We start from the raw sequence: 14,961 nt of genomic DNA on the forward strand, positions 1-14,961 counted from the left end.
TGGTCAGGGACCGCCGATCGGGCCCATTCCCCCGCAGCGGAACCCACCACGGAATCGGTTGAAGCCGCAACGACCTCCGGAGACGACGGAGCCCCCGGTGACCGGCCGGGTGGCGGTCGCGGGGGCTCCGGTCGTGGGAGGCGTCGGCGCTCAGGCCTCGATGACGGTCGGGATGATCATCGGGCGACGGCGGATCTTGCGCCCGACCCACGGCCCGATGGTCCGGCGGACGACCTGCTGGAGCTGGTGGGAGTCGGTGACGCCCTGCGCGGTGGCCTCGGCGAGCGCCTTCTCGATGCGCGGGCGGATCTCGTCGAACACGACGTCGTCCTCGACGAAGCCGCGGGCGGTGATCTCCGGGCCGGCGACGATCTTGCCGCTCATCGAGTCGACGACGACGACGACCGAGATGAAGCCCTCGTCGCGCAGGATGCGGCGGTCCTTGAGCAGCGTCTCGTCGGCCTCGCCGACCGAGGAGCCGTCGACGTAGACGTACCCGCACTCGACGGCCCCCGCCACGCTGACCCGGCCGTCGACGAGGTCGACGACGACCCCGTCCTCGACGACCGCGACGTTGCGGCGCGGCACACCTGTCGCGACCGCGAGGTCGGCGTTGGCCACGAGGTGGCGCCACTCGCCGTGGACCGGCATGACGTTGCGCGGCTTGACGATGTTGTAGCAGTAGAGGAGCTCACCGGCGCTGGCGTGGCCCGAGACGTGCACCTTGGCGTTGCCCTTGTGCACGACGTTGGCGCCCAGGCGCATCAGGCCGTTGATGACCCGGTAGACGGCGTTCTCGTTGCCCGGGATGAGCGAGGAGGCGAGCAGCACGGTGTCGCCCTCCCCCACCTCGATCCGGTGGTCGCGGTTGGCCATCCGGGACAGGGCGGCCATCGGCTCGCCCTGGCTGCCGGTGCAGACGAGGACGACCTTGTCGTCGGGCAGGTCGTTGAGCTGCTTGAGGTCGACGAGGACCCCGTCCGGCACGTGGAGGTAGCCGAGGTCGGCGGCGATGCCCATGTTGCGCACCATCGAGCGGCCGATCATCGCGACCTTGCGGCCGGCCTTGTCGGCGGCGTCGAGGACCTGCTGCACGCGGTGCACGTGCGAGGAGAAGCACGCGACGATGATCCGGCGCTGCGCGTGGCGGAAGACCTTGTCGATGGCCGGCGCGATCTCGCGCTCGGGCGTCGTGAACCCCGGCACCTCGGCGTTGGTGCTGTCGGTGAGGAAGAGGTCGACCCCCTCCTCGCCGAGCCGGGCGAAGGCGCGCAGGTCGGTCAGCCGGCCGTCGAGCGGCAGCTGGTCCATCTTGAAGTCGCCGGTGTGCAGGATCGTGCCGCCCGGGGTGCGGACGAAGACGGCCAGCGCATCGGGGATGGAGTGGTTGACCGCGACGAACTCGCAGTCGAAGACGCCGAGCCGCTCGCGCCCGCCCTCGGCGACGCCGAGGGTGTAGGGCGTGATGCGGTGCTCCTTGAGCTTGGCCTCGATGAGCGCCAGCGTCAGCTGCGAGCCGACGACGGGGATGTCGGCCTTGAGGCGCAGGAGGTAGGGCACCGCGCCGATGTGGTCCTCGTGGCCGTGCGTGAGGACGATCGCCTGGATGTCGTCGAGGCGGTCCTCGATCGAGCTGAAGTCCGGGAGGATCAGGTCGATGCCGGGGTGGTGGTCGTCCGGGAAGAGGACGCCGCAGTCGATGACGAGGAGCTGGCCCTCGTGCTCGAGGACGGTCATGTTGCGGCCGACCTCGCCGAGCCCGCCGAGCGGGATGACGCGCACGCCCCCGGGGGCGAGGGGTGCGGGGAGGTCGAGGTCGGGGTGCGGGTGGCTCATGAGTCCTTCGGGGTGGGGAGGGTGGCGAGCGCCGCCCGGAGCGCCTCGAGGTGCTCGGGCGGGGACTCGACGAGGGGCAGCCGCACGCTCGCGTGCTCGATGACGCCGAGCTCGACGAGGGCGGCCTTGGCCATGATGGCGCCCTGCGAGGGCGACATGATCGCGTCGACGACCGGGACCAGGCCCCGGTGCAGGCGGCGGGCCTCGGCGAGGTCGCCGCGGTCGACGGCCTCGAGGATCGCGCGGTACTGAGACCCCGCGACGTGGCCGACCACGGAGACGACGCCGACGGCGCCGATCGCGAGGAGCGGCAGGTTGAGGGCGTCCTCCCCGCTGAACCACAGCAGGTCGGTCGCCGCCATGACGCGGGTCGAGGCGGCGAGGTCGCCCTTGGCGTCCTTGACCGCGACGATCCGCGGGTGCTCGGCCAGGGCCACGAGGGTCTCGGTGGCGAACGGCACGGCGGTGCGGCCGGGGATGTCGTAGAGCATGACCGGCAGCTCGGTGGCGTCGGCGACGGCGCGGCAGTGCGCGACGAGGCCGGCCTGGGTGGGCTTGTTGTAGTACGGCGAGACGAGCAGGAGCGCGTCGGCGCCGGCCCCGGCCATCCGGCCCGCCATCGCGACGGCGTGGGCGGTGTCGTTGGAGCCGCAGCCCGCGACGACCTTCGCCCGGCCGGCCGCGGCCGCGACGACGCGGCGCACGACGTCGACGCTCTCGTCGTCGGTGAGGGTCGAGGCCTCGCCGGTCGTGCCGTTGACGACGAGCCCGTCGTGGCCGGTGGCCAGGAGGTGCTCGACGACCGCCTCGAGCCCCGGGCCGTCGACCGCGCCGTCGGGGGCCATCGGCGTGACCATCGCGGTGAGGACGCGGCCGAAGGGGGTGGTGGTCATGCGGGCCAGCGTAGTGCGCCCCTAGGCTGGGACCGTGCGCCAGTACCTCGACCTCCTCGACCACGTGATGACGACGGGGGTCGAGAAGTCGGACCGCACGGGCACCGGGACCCGCAGCGTCTTCGGCTACCAGATGCGCTTCGACCTGGCCGAGGGCTTCCCGGTGCTCACGACGAAGAAGCTGCACCTGCGCTCGATCATCGGCGAGCTGCTGTGGTTCCTGCGCGGCGACACCAACGTGCGCTGGCTGCAGGAGCGCGGCATCTCCATCTGGGACGAGTGGGCCGACGAGCACGGCGACCTCGGGCCGGTCTACGGGCACCAGTGGCGCTCGTGGCCGACGCCGGACGGCCGCACGGTCGACCAGGTCGCGAAGGTGATCGAGGCGCTGCGCACCAGCCCGGACTCGCGGCGGCACGTCGTCTCGGCGTGGAACGTCGCCGAGGTCGACGACATGGCGCTGCCGCCGTGCCACACGATGTTCCAGTTCTACGTGCGCCCCGCGGCCGACGGCGGGCCGTCGTTCCTCGACTGCCAGCTCTACCAGCGCAGCGCCGACGTCTTCCTCGGCGTCCCCTTCAACATCGCCTCCTACGCCCTCCTGACGATGATGGTCGCGCAGCAGACCGAGCTGCGCCCCGGCCACTTCGTCCACACCCTCGGCGACGCGCACCTCTACCTCAACCACCTCGAGCAGGCGACGCTCCAGCTGACCCGCGAGCCGCTCCCCCTGCCGACGATGACCATCGCGCCGCGCCCCTCGATCGACGCCTACGAGCTCGAGGACTTCGAGCTCGTCGGCTACGAGGCGCACCCGTCGATCAAGGCGCCGATCGCGGTATGACCCGGGTCTCGCTGATCGCCGCCGTCGCCCGCAACGGCGTCATCGGCGCGGGGCAGTCGATGCCGTGGCACCTGCCGGAGGACTTCGCGTTCTTCAAGAGGACGACGATGGGGCACCCGCTCGTCATGGGCCGGCGCACCTTCGACTCCATCGGGCGCGTGCTGCCCGGGCGACGTCACATCGTCATCACCCGGCAGGCCGACTGGGCGCACGCCGACGTCGAGACCGCGCACTCGCTCGTCGAGGCCCTCGCGCTCGCCGGCCCGGCGGACGAGGTGTTCGTCGCCGGCGGCGGGCAGGTCTACGCCGAGGCGATGCCCTACGCGCACCGGCTGCTGCTCACCGAGGTCGACCTCGAGCCCGAGGGCGACACGCACTTCCCGCCGGTCGACCACGCGGTGTGGGCCGAGACCGGGCGGGTGGCCGGCGAGCGCTGCGCCTGGGTCACCTACGAGCGCGGCTGAGCCCCCGGCACCTCGCCGACGGCGATCGCCGGCTCGACGAGGCTGCCCAGCCAGACCCGGCCGCCGTGCTCGCGCACGCCCGTCGCGACGTGCCAGCGGGTGGCGTCGAACGACAGGTCGTGCACGACCCGCGCGGTGTCGTCGAGCGCCAGGACGCGGGCGGTGCGCCGGGGCGCCGGCTTGAGCCGGTCGGGCAGGCGCCGCACGAGGCCACGGACCGGGCGCGGGCTGCGCTGCAGCACCCCGAGCACCGGGTCGGTCGGCGAGGCGACGGTCACCCACACGAGGCCGTCGGAGCCCAGCGCGATGTTGTCCGGGTGGCCGGGCAGGTCCTCGACCCACGTCGTCACCTCCCCCGGCTCGCCGCCGTGCAGCGGCACGCGACGGATGCGGCAGGTGCCGGTCTCGGCGACGAGCACGGCCCGCTCGTCCGGCAGGAGCGCGACGCCGTTGGCGAAGGCCAGCCCGTCGAGCACCGTCGTCACGCCGCCGTCCGGGGCGCGCCGCAGCAGCCGACCGGTGCACGTGTGCTCGACGAGGTCGTTCTTCCAGTCCTCGACCTGCCAGCGCCGGCTCGAGTCGGTGAACCAGATGGTGCCGTCGGACTGCACGGCGGCGTTGTTCGTGAAGAGCAGCCGCTCGCCGTCGACCTCGGTGAGCAGCGTCTCGAGGTCGCCGGTCGCGGGGTCGAGGGCGAGCAGGCCCCGGTGTGCGTCGCAGACGAGCAGCCGGCCGTCCGGCAGCCACTCCAGTCCGAGGGGCCGCCCGCCGGTGACGCCGACCGGCCGCACCGTCCCGTCGCCGGGGTCGTGGACGTGGACGACGCCGTCGGCCGTCCCGGTCCAGACGCGCCCGTCGTCGCCCACGAGCACGTCCTCCGCCCCGGGTCCGGGCACCGGCACGACGGTCAGCGGCAGCGTCATGCCCGGGAGCGTAGGGGCTGCCGGCCCGGCCGTCACCCGGGCCGCTCGGTAGGGTCGGCGGCGTGACCGTCCACGCCTCGCTCGCCGACCGGGTCGCCGTCCTGACGATCGACCGCCAGCACCGGCGCAACGCCCTCGACCTCGCCACCCTCGACCGGCTCCACGACGAGGTCGTGGCGGCCCTGGACGCCGGCGCCCGCGCCCTCGTCCTCACCGGGGCCGGTGGGCACTTCTGCGCCGGCGCCGACCTCACCGACCTCGAGGACGTCTCCTTCACCCGACGCCTCGCCGAGGTCCTCCAGCACCTCGCGGCGGCGCCCGTCGTCACCGTCGCCGCTGTCGACGGCTCGTGCATGGGCCTCGGGATGCAGCTCGCGCTCGCGTGCGACGTGCGGGTCGTCGACGCCTCGGCGCGCTTCGCCGTGCCCGTCGCGAAGCTCGGGCTCATGGTCGACCACTGGACGCTCGAGCGGCTCGCGCGCTGCTGGGGCGAGGGGGCCGCGCGCCACCTGGCCCTCACCGCCGCCGTGCTCGACGCCGACGACGCCTGGCGGCTCGGGTTCGCCCAGCAGCGCGGCGGCCTCGACGACGCCCTGGCCCTCGCGACGCGCGCCGCCGGGCTCTCGCCGCTCAGCCAGGCCGGGACCAAGGTCGGGCTCGACGTCCGGCCGGACGACGAGGCGGGCCTGGGCCGGTTCGAGGCGGCGTTCGCCCACGCGTGGGCGAGCGAGGACCTCGTCGAGGGCCGGGCCGCGTTCGCGCAGCGGCGTCCGCCGGTCTTCCGGGGGGTGTGACGATGACGACCCACGACCACGGGCACGACCACCCCCACGACCACGGGCACGAGCATCCTCACGACCACACCGCCGACGCGGGGCCGACCGCCGACGCGAGCGTCCGGGTCGCCCGGGCCAACGACGCCCCCGCCGTCGGCCGGGTCCAGGCCGACGTCTACCGCGCCACCTACGCCGGCCGGCTGCCCGCCGACGTCCTCGAGCTGTTCGAGCCCGAGGCCTTCACCCGCGCCTGGCGCTCCGGGCTGACCAACCCGCCCGAGGGCGTGCACCGGCTCCTCGTCGCGTGCGCCGGGCCGCAGGTCGTCGGCGCCGTCGCACTCGGCCCGTCGCAGGACCCCGACGCCGAGGGTGCGTGGGGCGAGGTCACCCTCCTCGCCGTGCACCCGGACGCCCGCCGCCAGGGCCACGGCTCGCGGCTGGTCAACGCCGCCGTCGACCAGCTGCGCCAGGCCGGCGCCGACACCGTCACGGCGTGGCTGCTCGCCGACGACGAGGAGACCCGCGCCTTCCTCGCCGGCTCGGGCCTCGGCCCCGACGGCGCCTTCCGCGACCGCGTGGTCTCCCCCGACGGCGAGACGCTGCGCGAGGTGCGGGTGCTCGCCCGGCTCGACGAGCCGGACGGGGGATGAGCACCGCCGCGTCGTCGCTCCCTGACGAGCGGCGGCGCGAGGTGCGCCGGCAGGCCCTGTCCGTCGGCGGCGCCACCGGCCTCTACGGCGTGTCCTTCGGGGCACTGTCGGTGGCCTCCGGGCTCGACGTCTGGCAGACCCAGGCCCTCTCGCTCCTGCTGTTCAGCGGCGGCTCGCAGTTCGCCGTCGTCGGGGTCCTCGGGGCCGGGGGCGGGGGCGTCGCCGCGGTCGCGACCTCGTCCCTGCTCGGTGTCCGCAACGGCCTCTACGCCCTGCAGACCTCGCGCTTCCTCGGCGTCGCCGGGCTGCGACGGCTCGCCGCGGCCCAGCTGACCATCGACGAGTCGACGGCCGTCGGCGTGGCCCAGCCCGAGCCTCCGGCGCAGCGGATCGGGTTCTGGCTCACCGGCATCGCCGTGTTCCTCGGCTGGAACCTCATGACCCTCGTCGGGGCGCTCGTCGGCAACGCGCTCGGCGACCCACGCACCTACGGCCTCGACGCCGCCGCCGCAGCAGCCTTCGCGGCGCTCCTCTGGCCGCGCCTGCGCAGCGGCGACGCGGCCGCGACGGCCGTGCTCGCCGTGTTCGTCGCGCTCGTGACGAGCCCGCTGCTGCCGCCGGGCGTGCCGGTCATCCTCTCCGTGCTCGCCGCCCTCGCGGTGGGGCTGCGCCGCGGCGGACGGCACGAGGGGTCACCGACCGCGCACCCCGGGGAGCTCGACGGACGGGACCCGGTGCCGTGACGACCTGGACCACCGTGCTGCTCGCCTGTGCCGCCGCCTACGCCCTCAAGCTCGCCGGGTACCTCGTGCCGGCCCACTGGGTCGAGGGCGAGCGCCGCTCGCGCGTCATCGCGCTGCTCCCGGTCGCGCTGCTCGCGGCGCTCGTCACCGTGCAGACCGTCGCCGGGGACGCCGGCGCGCTCGTGCTCGACGCCCGCGCGGCCGCCCTGGCCGTGGCCGTCGGGCTGCTCCTCCTGCGGGCCAACTTCCTCGTCGTCGTCGCCGGGGCGGCCGCCACGGCCGCGCTGCTGCGGGCCGTCGGCTGGGGCTGAGTCAGGCCGAGCGGTAGCGCTCGAGGACGACGTCGACCACCCGCTCGTCCGGCAGGAGGGGCGCGGTGACGACGTCGGCGCCGCACGCCTCGAGCCGGCGCTGGAAGAACCCGGGCGCCAGCAGGTAGGAGACGAGCAGGACGCGCTCGGCCCCCTCGACGCGCGCCGTCGTCACCGCGCAGGCGGCCGGGGGACGCGGACCGGCGGCGTAGCCGAGGCGGACCGGGCGCCCGAGCCGCTCGCCGAGGCGGCGGGCCGTCTCGGCCGACGCCTCCTGGGCGCGCTCGTCGCTCGAGCCCGCAGGGGCCAGGACGACCGCGTCGCCGTCGTGCACTCCCCCGACCTGCTCGACCCGCTCCAGGAGGAGGTCGACGAGCCGGTCGTCCGGCCCGAGCGCCGCCGTCACGACGACGTCCGGCCGCTCCTGCACGGCCTGCGCGAGGTCGACCCGCACGTGGTAGCCGGCGGCGAGCAGCAGCGGGACGACGACGCCGGCGCGCGAGCCGTCGGGACGCGGGGGCAGCCCGGCCACGACCCCGTCCACCTCGGGCCCGTGGACGTCGACGTAGGCCTCGTGGACCGCGACGCCCGGCAGCCGCGCGGCGACCGCCTCGACGGTGGCCGCCACGACCGCCCGCCCCTGCGCGTCCCGGGTCCCGTGCCCGCAGACGACGAGGGCCGGCGGCTCACCCATCGTCGGACGCGGGTCCGGCGGAGGTCGCGCAGACCGGGTCGTCGAGGAAGCCCTCGGCCGCCACCCGCCCGAGGACGACGACGGCGGGCGGACGGACCCCGGCGGCCGCGAAGACCCCGGCCGCGGTCGCGAGGGTCGCCCGGGTCACCCGCTCGTGGGCGGTCGAGCCCTGCTCGACCGCGGCGACCGGCAGGTCGGACGGCACCCCCTGCTCGAGGGCGGCCGCGCAGATGCCGGGCAGCGCCGAGACGGCCATGAGGAGCACGACGGTGGCGCCGGCGGCCAGCGCACCCGTCATCGCCGGGTCGGCGCCGGCGTGACCGGAGGTGACGAGCACCGAGGTCGCGACGCCGCGCTGCGTCACGGGGATGCCGGCGAGCGCCGGCACCGAGAACGCGGAGGTGATGCCCGGCACGACGTCGACCTCGACCCCGGCGGCGCGGCAGGCGTGGACCTCCTCGCCGCCGCGACCGAAGACGTACGGGTCACCGCCCTTGAAGCGGACGACGGTGCGCCCGGCGCGGGCGTGCTCGACGAGGAGGCGGTTGATCTCCGCCTGCGGGACGGGGTGGTTGGTCGGGCTCTTGCCGACGTTGACGACCTCGACGTCGTCGGGCAGGTGGTCGAGCAGCCAGGTGGCGCCGAGCCGGTCGGTGACGACGACGTCGGCCGTCGCGAGCGCCTCGCGCCCGGCGGTCGTCACGAGCCCGGGGGCGCCGGGGCCGCTGCCGACGAGGACGACCCGCCCGGTGCCGGCGCGGTGGCGGCGCAGGTCGACCTGCCCGGACTCGACGTGCGCCCCGAGCGCGTCGCGCACCGCGACGGTGCGCCGCGGGTCCGGCGTACCCGTCGTCACGACGCCGATCCGCAGGTCGTCGTGGGTCGACTGGGCGGCGACCCGGGCCGTGCCGGCGCTCGCGTCCGAGGCGTCGACGCACCACGTGCGCCGCTCCTCGCACCACGCGGCGACGCGGCGGTTGGTCTCGGCGTCGTCGGTGGCGGCGACGACGAACCAGGCGCCGTCGAGGTCCTCCTCGCGCACCGGCCGCTCGACGAGCTCGAGGTCGCCGTGCGAGGCCATCCGGCGCACGTCGTCACGGGCCGCGGGGTCGACGACGACGACGCGGGCGCCGTCCTCGACGAAGGTCCGCACCCGCCGTCCGCCGACCGAGCCGGCCCCGACGACGACGACCCGCCGCCCGGCGAGGTCGAGCCCGACGAGGGTGCTCACCCGAGGCCGAGGTAGTGCTCGAGGCCCACGGTGAGGCCGGGGCGGTCGCCGACCTGCCGGACGGCCGCGAGGACGCCGGACATGAAGGAGACCCGGTCGAAGGAGTCGTGGCGCAGCGTGAGCATCTCGCCGGGGCCTCCGAGCAGCACCTCCTGGTGCGCGACGAGCCCGCGCAGCCGGACCGAGTGCACCGGCACGCCGTGGACCCGCGCACCGCGGGCGCCGTCGGGGTCGTGCGTCGTCGCGTCGGGCACGGGGTCGCAGCCGGCCTCGTCGCGGGCGGCGCCGATGAGCTCGGCGGTGCGGGCCGCGGTGCCGGACGGGGCGTCGACCTTGTCCGGGTGGTGCAGCTCGACCACCTCGACCGACTCGAAGAAGGGCGCGGCGCGACGGGAGAGCTCCATGAGGAGCACGGCGCCGATCGCGAAGTTCGGGGCGACGAGGACGCCGACGGAGGGCTCGTCACCGAGCTGCCCGCGCAGGGCCGCGAGCCGCTCCTCGCTCCAGCCGGTCGTCCCGACGACGACGTGCACCCCACGCCCGACGCAGTGCGCGACGTTGGCCGGCGAGGCGTCCGGCACGGAGAACTCGACGACGACGTCGGCGCCCCCGAGGTCGCCGAGGTCGTCCCCGGCGTCGAAGCGCCCGACGAGCTCGAGGTCGTCCGCGCCCTCGACCGCGGCGCAGACCGTCGAGCCCATCCGGCCCGCCGCGCCGATGACCGCCACCCGTGTCGTGCTCATGCCCGACACCCTAGCCAGCGCCGCGCGACCTGCTCCGGCGGCGTCCGCGCCGCGCCGTCGTTCACCGTCCGTTCACCTTCTGACGCTCCGTCGGCTATCCTGAAGGTGAACAACAGGTGAACGCCACGGAAAGGGGGCCTGTCATGAAGAAGGTCACGACCACGACGAGCCACACCGGCCTGGCCATGCGCTGGGTCCCGGTCACGGACGCCCAGGGCCGCACGCGGATGGAGATGCGCTGGAGCGCGCCGCACCAGCTGCGCCCCCGCACCGCCGCCTGACCGGCCGCACGTCACGCCAGAGGCCCGCACCCCCACAGGGGCCGCGGGCCTCTGGCGTCCCCGCAGGTCGAGCCCCACCAGCCCCCTCCCCCGGACGCGCCGGAGCCCCGGCACACACGCGGTGTGCCGGGGCTCCGGTCGGTGCGGGCCGTGGCCCGGTGACTCAGTCCTGCGACGGGGCGTCGTCCGCGCCGGCCTCGCCGGAGCGCTCGCCACGGCCACGACCGCCGCGACGACGACGGTTGCGACGGGGGCGGTCGCCGCCCTCGCCCGACTCGTCGCCGGCGGCGTCGTCGTCGGTGTCGTCCTCGTCGAGGTCGGCCACGGGGGCCTCCACCGCGGCCGAGGCCTCGGTGGCCGGCGCAGCGGCCGGGGCGGCGGGCGCCTCGGCGACGGCGTCGGACTCGGCGTCGGCGCCACCGTCGGCGGTGACCGCCGCGAGGCTCAGCTTGCCGCGCGGGTCGATCTCCTTGAGCTCGACCTGGATCTTCTGGCCGACGGACAGGACGTCCTCGACCGCGTCGATCCGCTTGCCGCCGACGAGCTTGCGCACCTCGGAGATGTGCAGCAGGCCGTCCTTGCCCGGCAGGAGCGAGATGAACGCACCGAAGGTCGTCGTCTTGACGACGGTCCCGAGGAAGCGCTCGCCGATCTCCGGCATCTGCGGGTTGGCGATGGCGTTGATGGCCGCGCGGGCCGCCTCCGCCGACGGGCCGTCGGTCGCACCGATGTAGATGGTGCCGTCGTCCTCGATCGAGATCTGGGCGCCCGTGTCGTCCTGGATCTGGTTGATCATCTTGCCCTTCGGGCCGATGACCTCGCCGATCTTGTCGACCGGGACCGTCACCGAGATGACGCGAGGAGCGTAGGGGCTCATCTCGTCGGGGGCGTCGATGGCCTCGTTCATGACGTCGAGGATGTGGAAGCGGGCGTCACGGGCCTGGGTCAGCGCGCCGGCCAGCACGTCGGCGGGGATGCCGTCGAGCTTGGTGTCGAGCTGGATGGCCGTGACGAACTCGCGGGTGCCGGCGACCTTGAAGTCCATGTCGCCGAACGCGTCCTCGGCGCCGAGGATGTCGGTGAGCGCCGCGTACTGCGTCTGCCCGTCGACCTCCGCGGAGACCAGGCCCATCGCGATGCCGGCGACCGGGGCGCGCAGCGGCACACCGGCGTTGAGCAGCGACAGGGTGGACGCGCAGACCGAGCCCATCGAGGTCGAGCCGTTGGAGCCCAGCGCCTCGGAGACCTGGCGGATCGCGTAGGGGAACTCCTCGCGGGTCGGCAGGACCGGCATGAGCGCCCGCTCGGCGAGCGCGCCGTGGCCGATCTCGCGACGCTTCGGCGAGCCGACGCGCCCGGTCTCACCGGTGGAGAACGGCGGGAAGTTGTAGTTGTGCATGTAGCGCTTGCGCGTCACCGGCGAGAGGGTGTCGAGCTGCTGCTCCATCCGGAGCATGTTGAGCGTGGTGACACCCATGATCTGGGTCTCGCCGCGCTCGAAGATCGCCGAGCCGTGCACGCGCGGCAGGACCTCGACCTCGGCGCTCAGGGCGCGGATGTCGGCGAGGCCACGGCCGTCGATGCGGACCTTGTCGCGCAGGATGCGCTCACGGATGAGCTTCTTCTGCACCGAGCGGTACGCGGCGGAGAGCTCCTTCTCGCGACCCTCGAACTGGCCGGCGAGGGAGGACTTCATCGACTCCTTGATCTCGTCGATGCGCTCCTCGCGCTCCTGCTTGCCCGCGATCTGCAGGGCGGCGGAGAGGTCGCCGGTGGTGGCGGACTCGACCGCGGCGTACGCGTCGTCCTCGTAGTCGAGGAAGACCGGGAACTCCTGCACCGGCTTGGCGGCGGTGCGGGCGAGCTCGGCCTGCGCGTCGCACAGGGTCTTGATGAAGCCCTTGGCGGCCTCGAGGCCCTCGGCGACGACCTCCTCGGTCGGCGCCTGCTTGCCCAGGGTCTTCACGAGGTCCCAGGTGTGCTCGGTGGACTCGGCCTCGACCATCATGATCGCGACGTCGTCACCCGCGACGCGGCCGGCGACGACCATGTCGAAGGTCGAGCGCTCGATGTCGCTGAAGTTCGGGAAGGCGACCCACTGGCCGTCGATGAGGCTGACGCGGACGGCACCGATCGGGCCGCTGAACGGCAGGCCGGAGATCTGCGTCGAGGCGCTGGCCGCGTTGATGGCGAGCACGTCGTACTGGTGGTCCGGGTTGAGCGCGAGGACCGTGATGACGACCTGGACCTCGTTGCGCAGACCCTTGGTGAAGGTCGGGCGCAGCGGGCGGTCGATGAGACGGCAGGTGAGGATCGCGTCGGTGGAGGGGCGGCCCTCACGGCGGAAGAACGAGCCGGGGATCTTGCCCGCGGCGTACATCCGCTCCTCGACGTCGACGGTCAGGGGGAAGAAGTCGAACCCCTCGCGCGGGTGCTTCCCGGCGGTGGTGGTGGAGAGGAGCATCGTGTCCTCGTCCAGGTAGGCGGCAACTGCGCCTCCGGCCTGCTTGGCCAGGCGTCCGGTCTCGAACCGGACGGTGCGGGTACCGAAGCTGCCGTTGTCGATGACGGCTTCGGTGGCGGTGATCTCGGGACCCTCCACGGGGCCTCCTTCTCTCGTGTCATTCACGCACGCGCATCGTCGTTGTGCGCGGGTGTGTCCTTCAGGCGGCGGCGCGCTGGGCGACGCCGGTCGTGCTGTCGATGTTCAGTTGTGGGTTCTTCCGAACGGGCCGGGCCCGTTCATGCGAGAAGGGCGGCCCCTGCACACGTGTGCGGGGACCGCCCTCTCGGAAGTCTCAACGACGCAGACCGAGGCGCTTGATCAGCGAGCGGTAGCGCTCGATGTCGATGCTCTCCAGGTAGCGCAGGAGGCGGCGGCGACGGCCGACCAGCAGCAGCAGGCCACGACGGGAGTGGTGGTCGTGCTTGTGCGCACGGCTGTGCTCGGTCAGGTCCTTGATGCGCTGCGTGAGGAGCGCGACCTGGACCTCGGGCGAGCCCGTGTCACCCTCGGCGGTGCCGTAGTCGGCGATGATCTGCTTCTTGACGTCGGTGCTCAGCGGCATGGGGCGACGACTCTCCTTCATGGGGTTTCTGCTGCGCGGCGCTCCCGGGCTGGTTCACCGGGGCTCTCTGGATCCGCGGCCGATCTGACGGCAGTCGGCAACGTTACCAGCGGCCCGGCACCCACCCCTAATCGGCACGACGGGCGACCGGCGAACCTGCGCGCCCATCCTCCCACCCGCTCCTGCGGACAGGAATCGACGAAAGTGTCAGTTCTTGCCCGGGTGGTGCCCGCACGTGCGGGGTTGTCGCTGTCCGCGCTGCTCGGCGACCTCGGAAACCCCGCACGTGCGGGGTTCGGGAGGCCGGGACGCCTGCGGTGACAGGGCCGGGACGCCCGCGGCGACGGGAGGGTCAGCGGCTGCCCGTGCTGACCCGGGCGACGACGTCGAGGTCGACGCCGTCGGCGACGGCGAGGTGCACCGGGTGCCGGGCCTCCCCCGCGCGCAGCTCGACGGTGCCGTGCGGCGAGTCCCAGGCCCACGACGAGAACGCCCGCCGGGCGTCGTGGACGGTCGGGATGCTGCGCCCCGCGATGCCGGCGAGCAGGTGCACCCCGGAGTAGGTCGTCTCGGCCATCGTGCCCGGGGACGGCGCCTGCGAGGTCCCGAGGGGCTCGGCCCCGCAGACGAGGTCCCAGGCGCCGCGGAACTTGCGGGCGAACTCCTCGGCCGAGGCCGTGCGGAGCGAGGAGAACCAGCCGGCCGAGACGAAGAGGTTCCTCGTGGCCTGCGCCCCGGTGGCGAGGACGACGGTCTCGTCGATGAACGGGCTGAAGCGCACGACCGAGGCGTCCATCCCGGCCTCGGCGAAGGCCCGGTTGAACCGCACCGCGTCGGAGCCGACGAGGAGGGTGATGACCCCCTCGGCCCCGCTGTGGACGATCTCCTCGAGGACCGAGCCCCAGACCTCCGGGCTCTCGGTGCCGAGCGGCACGAACCGGCACCGCAGCACCTCGACGTCGCGCCCCGCCAGCCCCTCGACGGTGCGCGCCGCCGACTCGCGCGGCCAGACGTAGTCGTTGCCGACGACGAACCACCGGCGCAGTCGTAGCTCGGTGCGCAGCCAGTCGAGCGAGGCGAGGATCTGGTCGCCCGGGACCTCGCCGCTGCACAGGACGCCGTCACCGCGCTCACCGCCCTCGTAGGCCGCGGCGTAGACGTACGGGGCCCGACCGCCCACGACCCGGGCGATGGACTGCCGCAGGTTCGACAGGTGCCAGCCGGTGACCGCGTCGATCTCGCCGGCGGCGAGCAGGGCGCCGACGCGGCCCGCGACGACGTCGGGGTCGCCGCCGGCGTCGAGGTGGACGTAGCGCACGGAGCGCCCCGCGACCCCTCCCGCGGCGTCGATCTCGGCCGCCGCCAGCTCCGCCGCGGCGAGGCACTCGAGCCCGAAGATGCCGGCGGGGCCCTGCCGCGGCAGGACGAGCGCGACGCGGTAGTCCGAAGAGCTCGGGCGGGGTCGGACCGGGCCGGGCACGGGCGTTGCCATACTGGGCATGTG

16 protein-coding genes are annotated in these 14,961 nt (G+C 74.3%); 7 read left to right on the forward strand and 9 right to left on the reverse strand.

The window, feature by feature from the left end; genetic code table 11:
* Nucleotides 1-150 precede the first annotated feature (150 nt).
* Together HL663_RS15880 and dapA are read right to left on the reverse strand one after the other, a co-directional pair.
* Nucleotides 151-1,836 carry a ribonuclease J gene (locus tag HL663_RS15880; RefSeq protein ID WP_173029272.1) on the reverse strand — a complete coding sequence of 562 codons (1,686 nt, stop codon included), beginning with the start codon at nucleotides 1,834-1,836 and terminating at the stop codon, nucleotides 151-153.
* Nucleotides 1,833-2,729: a 4-hydroxy-tetrahydrodipicolinate synthase gene (dapA, locus tag HL663_RS15885; protein WP_173029273.1), complete on the reverse strand. Its 897-nt coding sequence runs from the start codon at nucleotides 2,727-2,729 to the stop codon at nucleotides 1,833-1,835. The genes HL663_RS15880 and dapA overlap by 4 nt, the downstream gene beginning before the upstream one ends.
* A gap of 34 nt (nucleotides 2,730-2,763) precedes the next feature.
* Here dapA and HL663_RS15890 point away from each other — a divergent pair, with 34 nt between their 5' ends.
* The gene (locus tag HL663_RS15890) at nucleotides 2,764-3,573 is read left to right on the forward strand and encodes a thymidylate synthase (protein WP_173029274.1); all 810 of its coding nucleotides are present in this window, start codon (nucleotides 2,764-2,766) and stop codon (nucleotides 3,571-3,573) included.
* Nucleotides 3,570-4,037, forward strand: a complete 468-nt coding sequence (locus tag HL663_RS15895) for a dihydrofolate reductase (protein WP_173029275.1) — start codon at nucleotides 3,570-3,572, stop codon at nucleotides 4,035-4,037. Before HL663_RS15890 ends, HL663_RS15895 begins: the two co-directional genes overlap by 4 nt.
* On the opposite strand, the gene HL663_RS15900 is transcribed toward HL663_RS15895, so the two are convergent.
* Nucleotides 4,022-4,960 carry an SMP-30/gluconolactonase/LRE family protein gene (locus HL663_RS15900; protein WP_173029276.1) on the reverse strand — a complete coding sequence of 313 codons (939 nt, stop codon included), beginning with the start codon at nucleotides 4,958-4,960 and terminating at the stop codon, nucleotides 4,022-4,024. The genes HL663_RS15895 and HL663_RS15900 overlap by 16 nt on opposite strands.
* Nucleotides 4,961-5,022: 62 nt before the next feature.
* On the opposite strand from HL663_RS15900, the gene HL663_RS15905 reads away from it, so the two are divergent.
* From HL663_RS15905 to HL663_RS15920, 4 genes are read left to right on the forward strand one after another with little or no spacing between them, the layout of a single operon-like run.
* Nucleotides 5,023-5,754, forward strand: a complete 732-nt coding sequence (locus HL663_RS15905; RefSeq protein ID WP_173029277.1) for an enoyl-CoA hydratase-related protein — start codon at nucleotides 5,023-5,025, stop codon at nucleotides 5,752-5,754.
* Nucleotides 5,755-5,756: 2 nt separating this feature from the next.
* Nucleotides 5,757-6,386 carry a GNAT family N-acetyltransferase gene (locus tag HL663_RS15910; RefSeq protein ID WP_173029278.1) on the forward strand — a complete coding sequence of 210 codons (630 nt, stop codon included), beginning with the start codon at nucleotides 5,757-5,759 and terminating at the stop codon, nucleotides 6,384-6,386.
* On the forward strand, nucleotides 6,383-7,129 hold the full coding sequence (locus HL663_RS15915; protein ID WP_173029279.1) for an AzlC family ABC transporter permease: 747 nt from the start codon (nucleotides 6,383-6,385) through the stop codon (nucleotides 7,127-7,129). Before HL663_RS15910 ends, HL663_RS15915 begins: the two co-directional genes overlap by 4 nt.
* Nucleotides 7,126-7,440, forward strand: coding sequence for an AzlD domain-containing protein (locus HL663_RS15920; RefSeq protein ID WP_173029280.1), 315 nt, complete (start codon nucleotides 7,126-7,128; stop codon nucleotides 7,438-7,440). The genes HL663_RS15915 and HL663_RS15920 overlap by 4 nt, the downstream gene beginning before the upstream one ends.
* A 1-nt stretch (nucleotide 7,441) precedes the next feature.
* On the opposite strand, the gene HL663_RS15925 is transcribed toward HL663_RS15920, so the two are convergent.
* Genes HL663_RS15925 through dapB form a run of 3 tightly spaced genes read right to left on the reverse strand, consistent with a single transcriptional unit; the run spans nucleotide 7,442 to nucleotide 10,108 of the window.
* Entirely contained in the window at nucleotides 7,442-8,134 is a 693-nt protein-coding gene (locus tag HL663_RS15925; protein WP_173029281.1) for a sirohydrochlorin chelatase, read from the reverse strand.
* Nucleotides 8,127-9,365 (reverse strand): uroporphyrinogen-III C-methyltransferase, encoded by a 1,239-nt coding sequence (gene cobA / locus HL663_RS15930; RefSeq protein WP_173029282.1) that lies wholly within the window; start codon nucleotides 9,363-9,365, stop codon nucleotides 8,127-8,129. The genes HL663_RS15925 and cobA overlap by 8 nt, the downstream gene beginning before the upstream one ends.
* Nucleotides 9,362-10,108, reverse strand: a complete 747-nt coding sequence (gene dapB / locus HL663_RS15935; protein ID WP_173029283.1) for a 4-hydroxy-tetrahydrodipicolinate reductase — start codon at nucleotides 10,106-10,108, stop codon at nucleotides 9,362-9,364. Before dapB ends, cobA begins: the two co-directional genes overlap by 4 nt.
* 143 nt (nucleotides 10,109-10,251) lie before the next feature.
* Between dapB and HL663_RS15940 the strand changes: the two genes are divergently transcribed.
* Nucleotides 10,252-10,389, forward strand: coding sequence for a hypothetical protein (locus HL663_RS15940; RefSeq protein WP_173029284.1), 138 nt, complete (start codon nucleotides 10,252-10,254; stop codon nucleotides 10,387-10,389).
* Nucleotides 10,390-10,552: 163 nt separating this feature from the next.
* Here HL663_RS15940 and HL663_RS15945 read toward each other — a convergent pair whose 3' ends face one another.
* From HL663_RS15945 to HL663_RS15955, 3 genes are all read right to left on the reverse strand, one after another.
* The gene (locus tag HL663_RS15945; protein ID WP_173029285.1) at nucleotides 10,553-12,991 is read right to left on the reverse strand and encodes a polyribonucleotide nucleotidyltransferase; all 2,439 of its coding nucleotides are present in this window, start codon (nucleotides 12,989-12,991) and stop codon (nucleotides 10,553-10,555) included.
* A 196-nt stretch (nucleotides 12,992-13,187) separates the two neighbouring features.
* On the reverse strand, nucleotides 13,188-13,457 hold the full coding sequence (rpsO, locus tag HL663_RS15950) for a 30S ribosomal protein S15 (RefSeq protein WP_173029286.1): 270 nt from the start codon (nucleotides 13,455-13,457) through the stop codon (nucleotides 13,188-13,190).
* A gap of 352 nt (nucleotides 13,458-13,809) precedes the next feature.
* On the reverse strand, nucleotides 13,810-14,958 hold the full coding sequence (locus HL663_RS15955; RefSeq protein ID WP_216842599.1) for a substrate-binding domain-containing protein: 1,149 nt from the start codon (nucleotides 14,956-14,958) through the stop codon (nucleotides 13,810-13,812).
* Nucleotides 14,959-14,961: the final 3 nt, after the last annotated feature.

The organism is Arthrobacter sp. NEB 688 (assembly GCF_013201035.1).
Taxonomy (GTDB): Bacteria; Actinomycetota; Actinomycetes; order Actinomycetales; family Dermatophilaceae; genus Phycicoccus.

Bases quoted from the DNA above. Each gene is read 5' to 3' on its own strand.
- HL663_RS15880 (WP_173029272.1), bottom strand. From the start codon at position 1,836: ATGAGCCACCCGCACCCCGACCTCGACCTCCCCGCACCCCTCGCCCCC.
- dapA (WP_173029273.1), bottom strand. From the start codon at position 2,729: ATGACCACCACCCCCTTCGGCCGCGTCCTCACCGCGATGGTCACGCCG.
- HL663_RS15895 (WP_173029275.1), top strand. From the start codon at position 3,570: ATGACCCGGGTCTCGCTGATCGCCGCCGTCGCCCGCAACGGCGTCATC.
- HL663_RS15900 (WP_173029276.1), bottom strand. From the start codon at position 4,960: ATGACGCTGCCGCTGACCGTCGTGCCGGTGCCCGGACCCGGGGCGGAG.
- HL663_RS15910 (WP_173029278.1), top strand. From the start codon at position 5,757: ATGACGACCCACGACCACGGGCACGACCACCCCCACGACCACGGGCAC.
- HL663_RS15915 (WP_173029279.1), top strand. From the start codon at position 6,383: ATGAGCACCGCCGCGTCGTCGCTCCCTGACGAGCGGCGGCGCGAGGTG.
- HL663_RS15925 (WP_173029281.1), bottom strand. From the start codon at position 8,134: ATGGGTGAGCCGCCGGCCCTCGTCGTCTGCGGGCACGGGACCCGGGAC.
- dapB (WP_173029283.1), bottom strand. From the start codon at position 10,108: ATGAGCACGACACGGGTGGCGGTCATCGGCGCGGCGGGCCGGATGGGC.
- HL663_RS15940 (WP_173029284.1), top strand. From the start codon at position 10,252: ATGAAGAAGGTCACGACCACGACGAGCCACACCGGCCTGGCCATGCGC.
- rpsO (WP_173029286.1), bottom strand. From the start codon at position 13,457: ATGCCGCTGAGCACCGACGTCAAGAAGCAGATCATCGCCGACTACGGC.
- HL663_RS15955 (WP_216842599.1), bottom strand. From the start codon at position 14,958: ATGCCCAGTATGGCAACGCCCGTGCCCGGCCCGGTCCGACCCCGCCCG.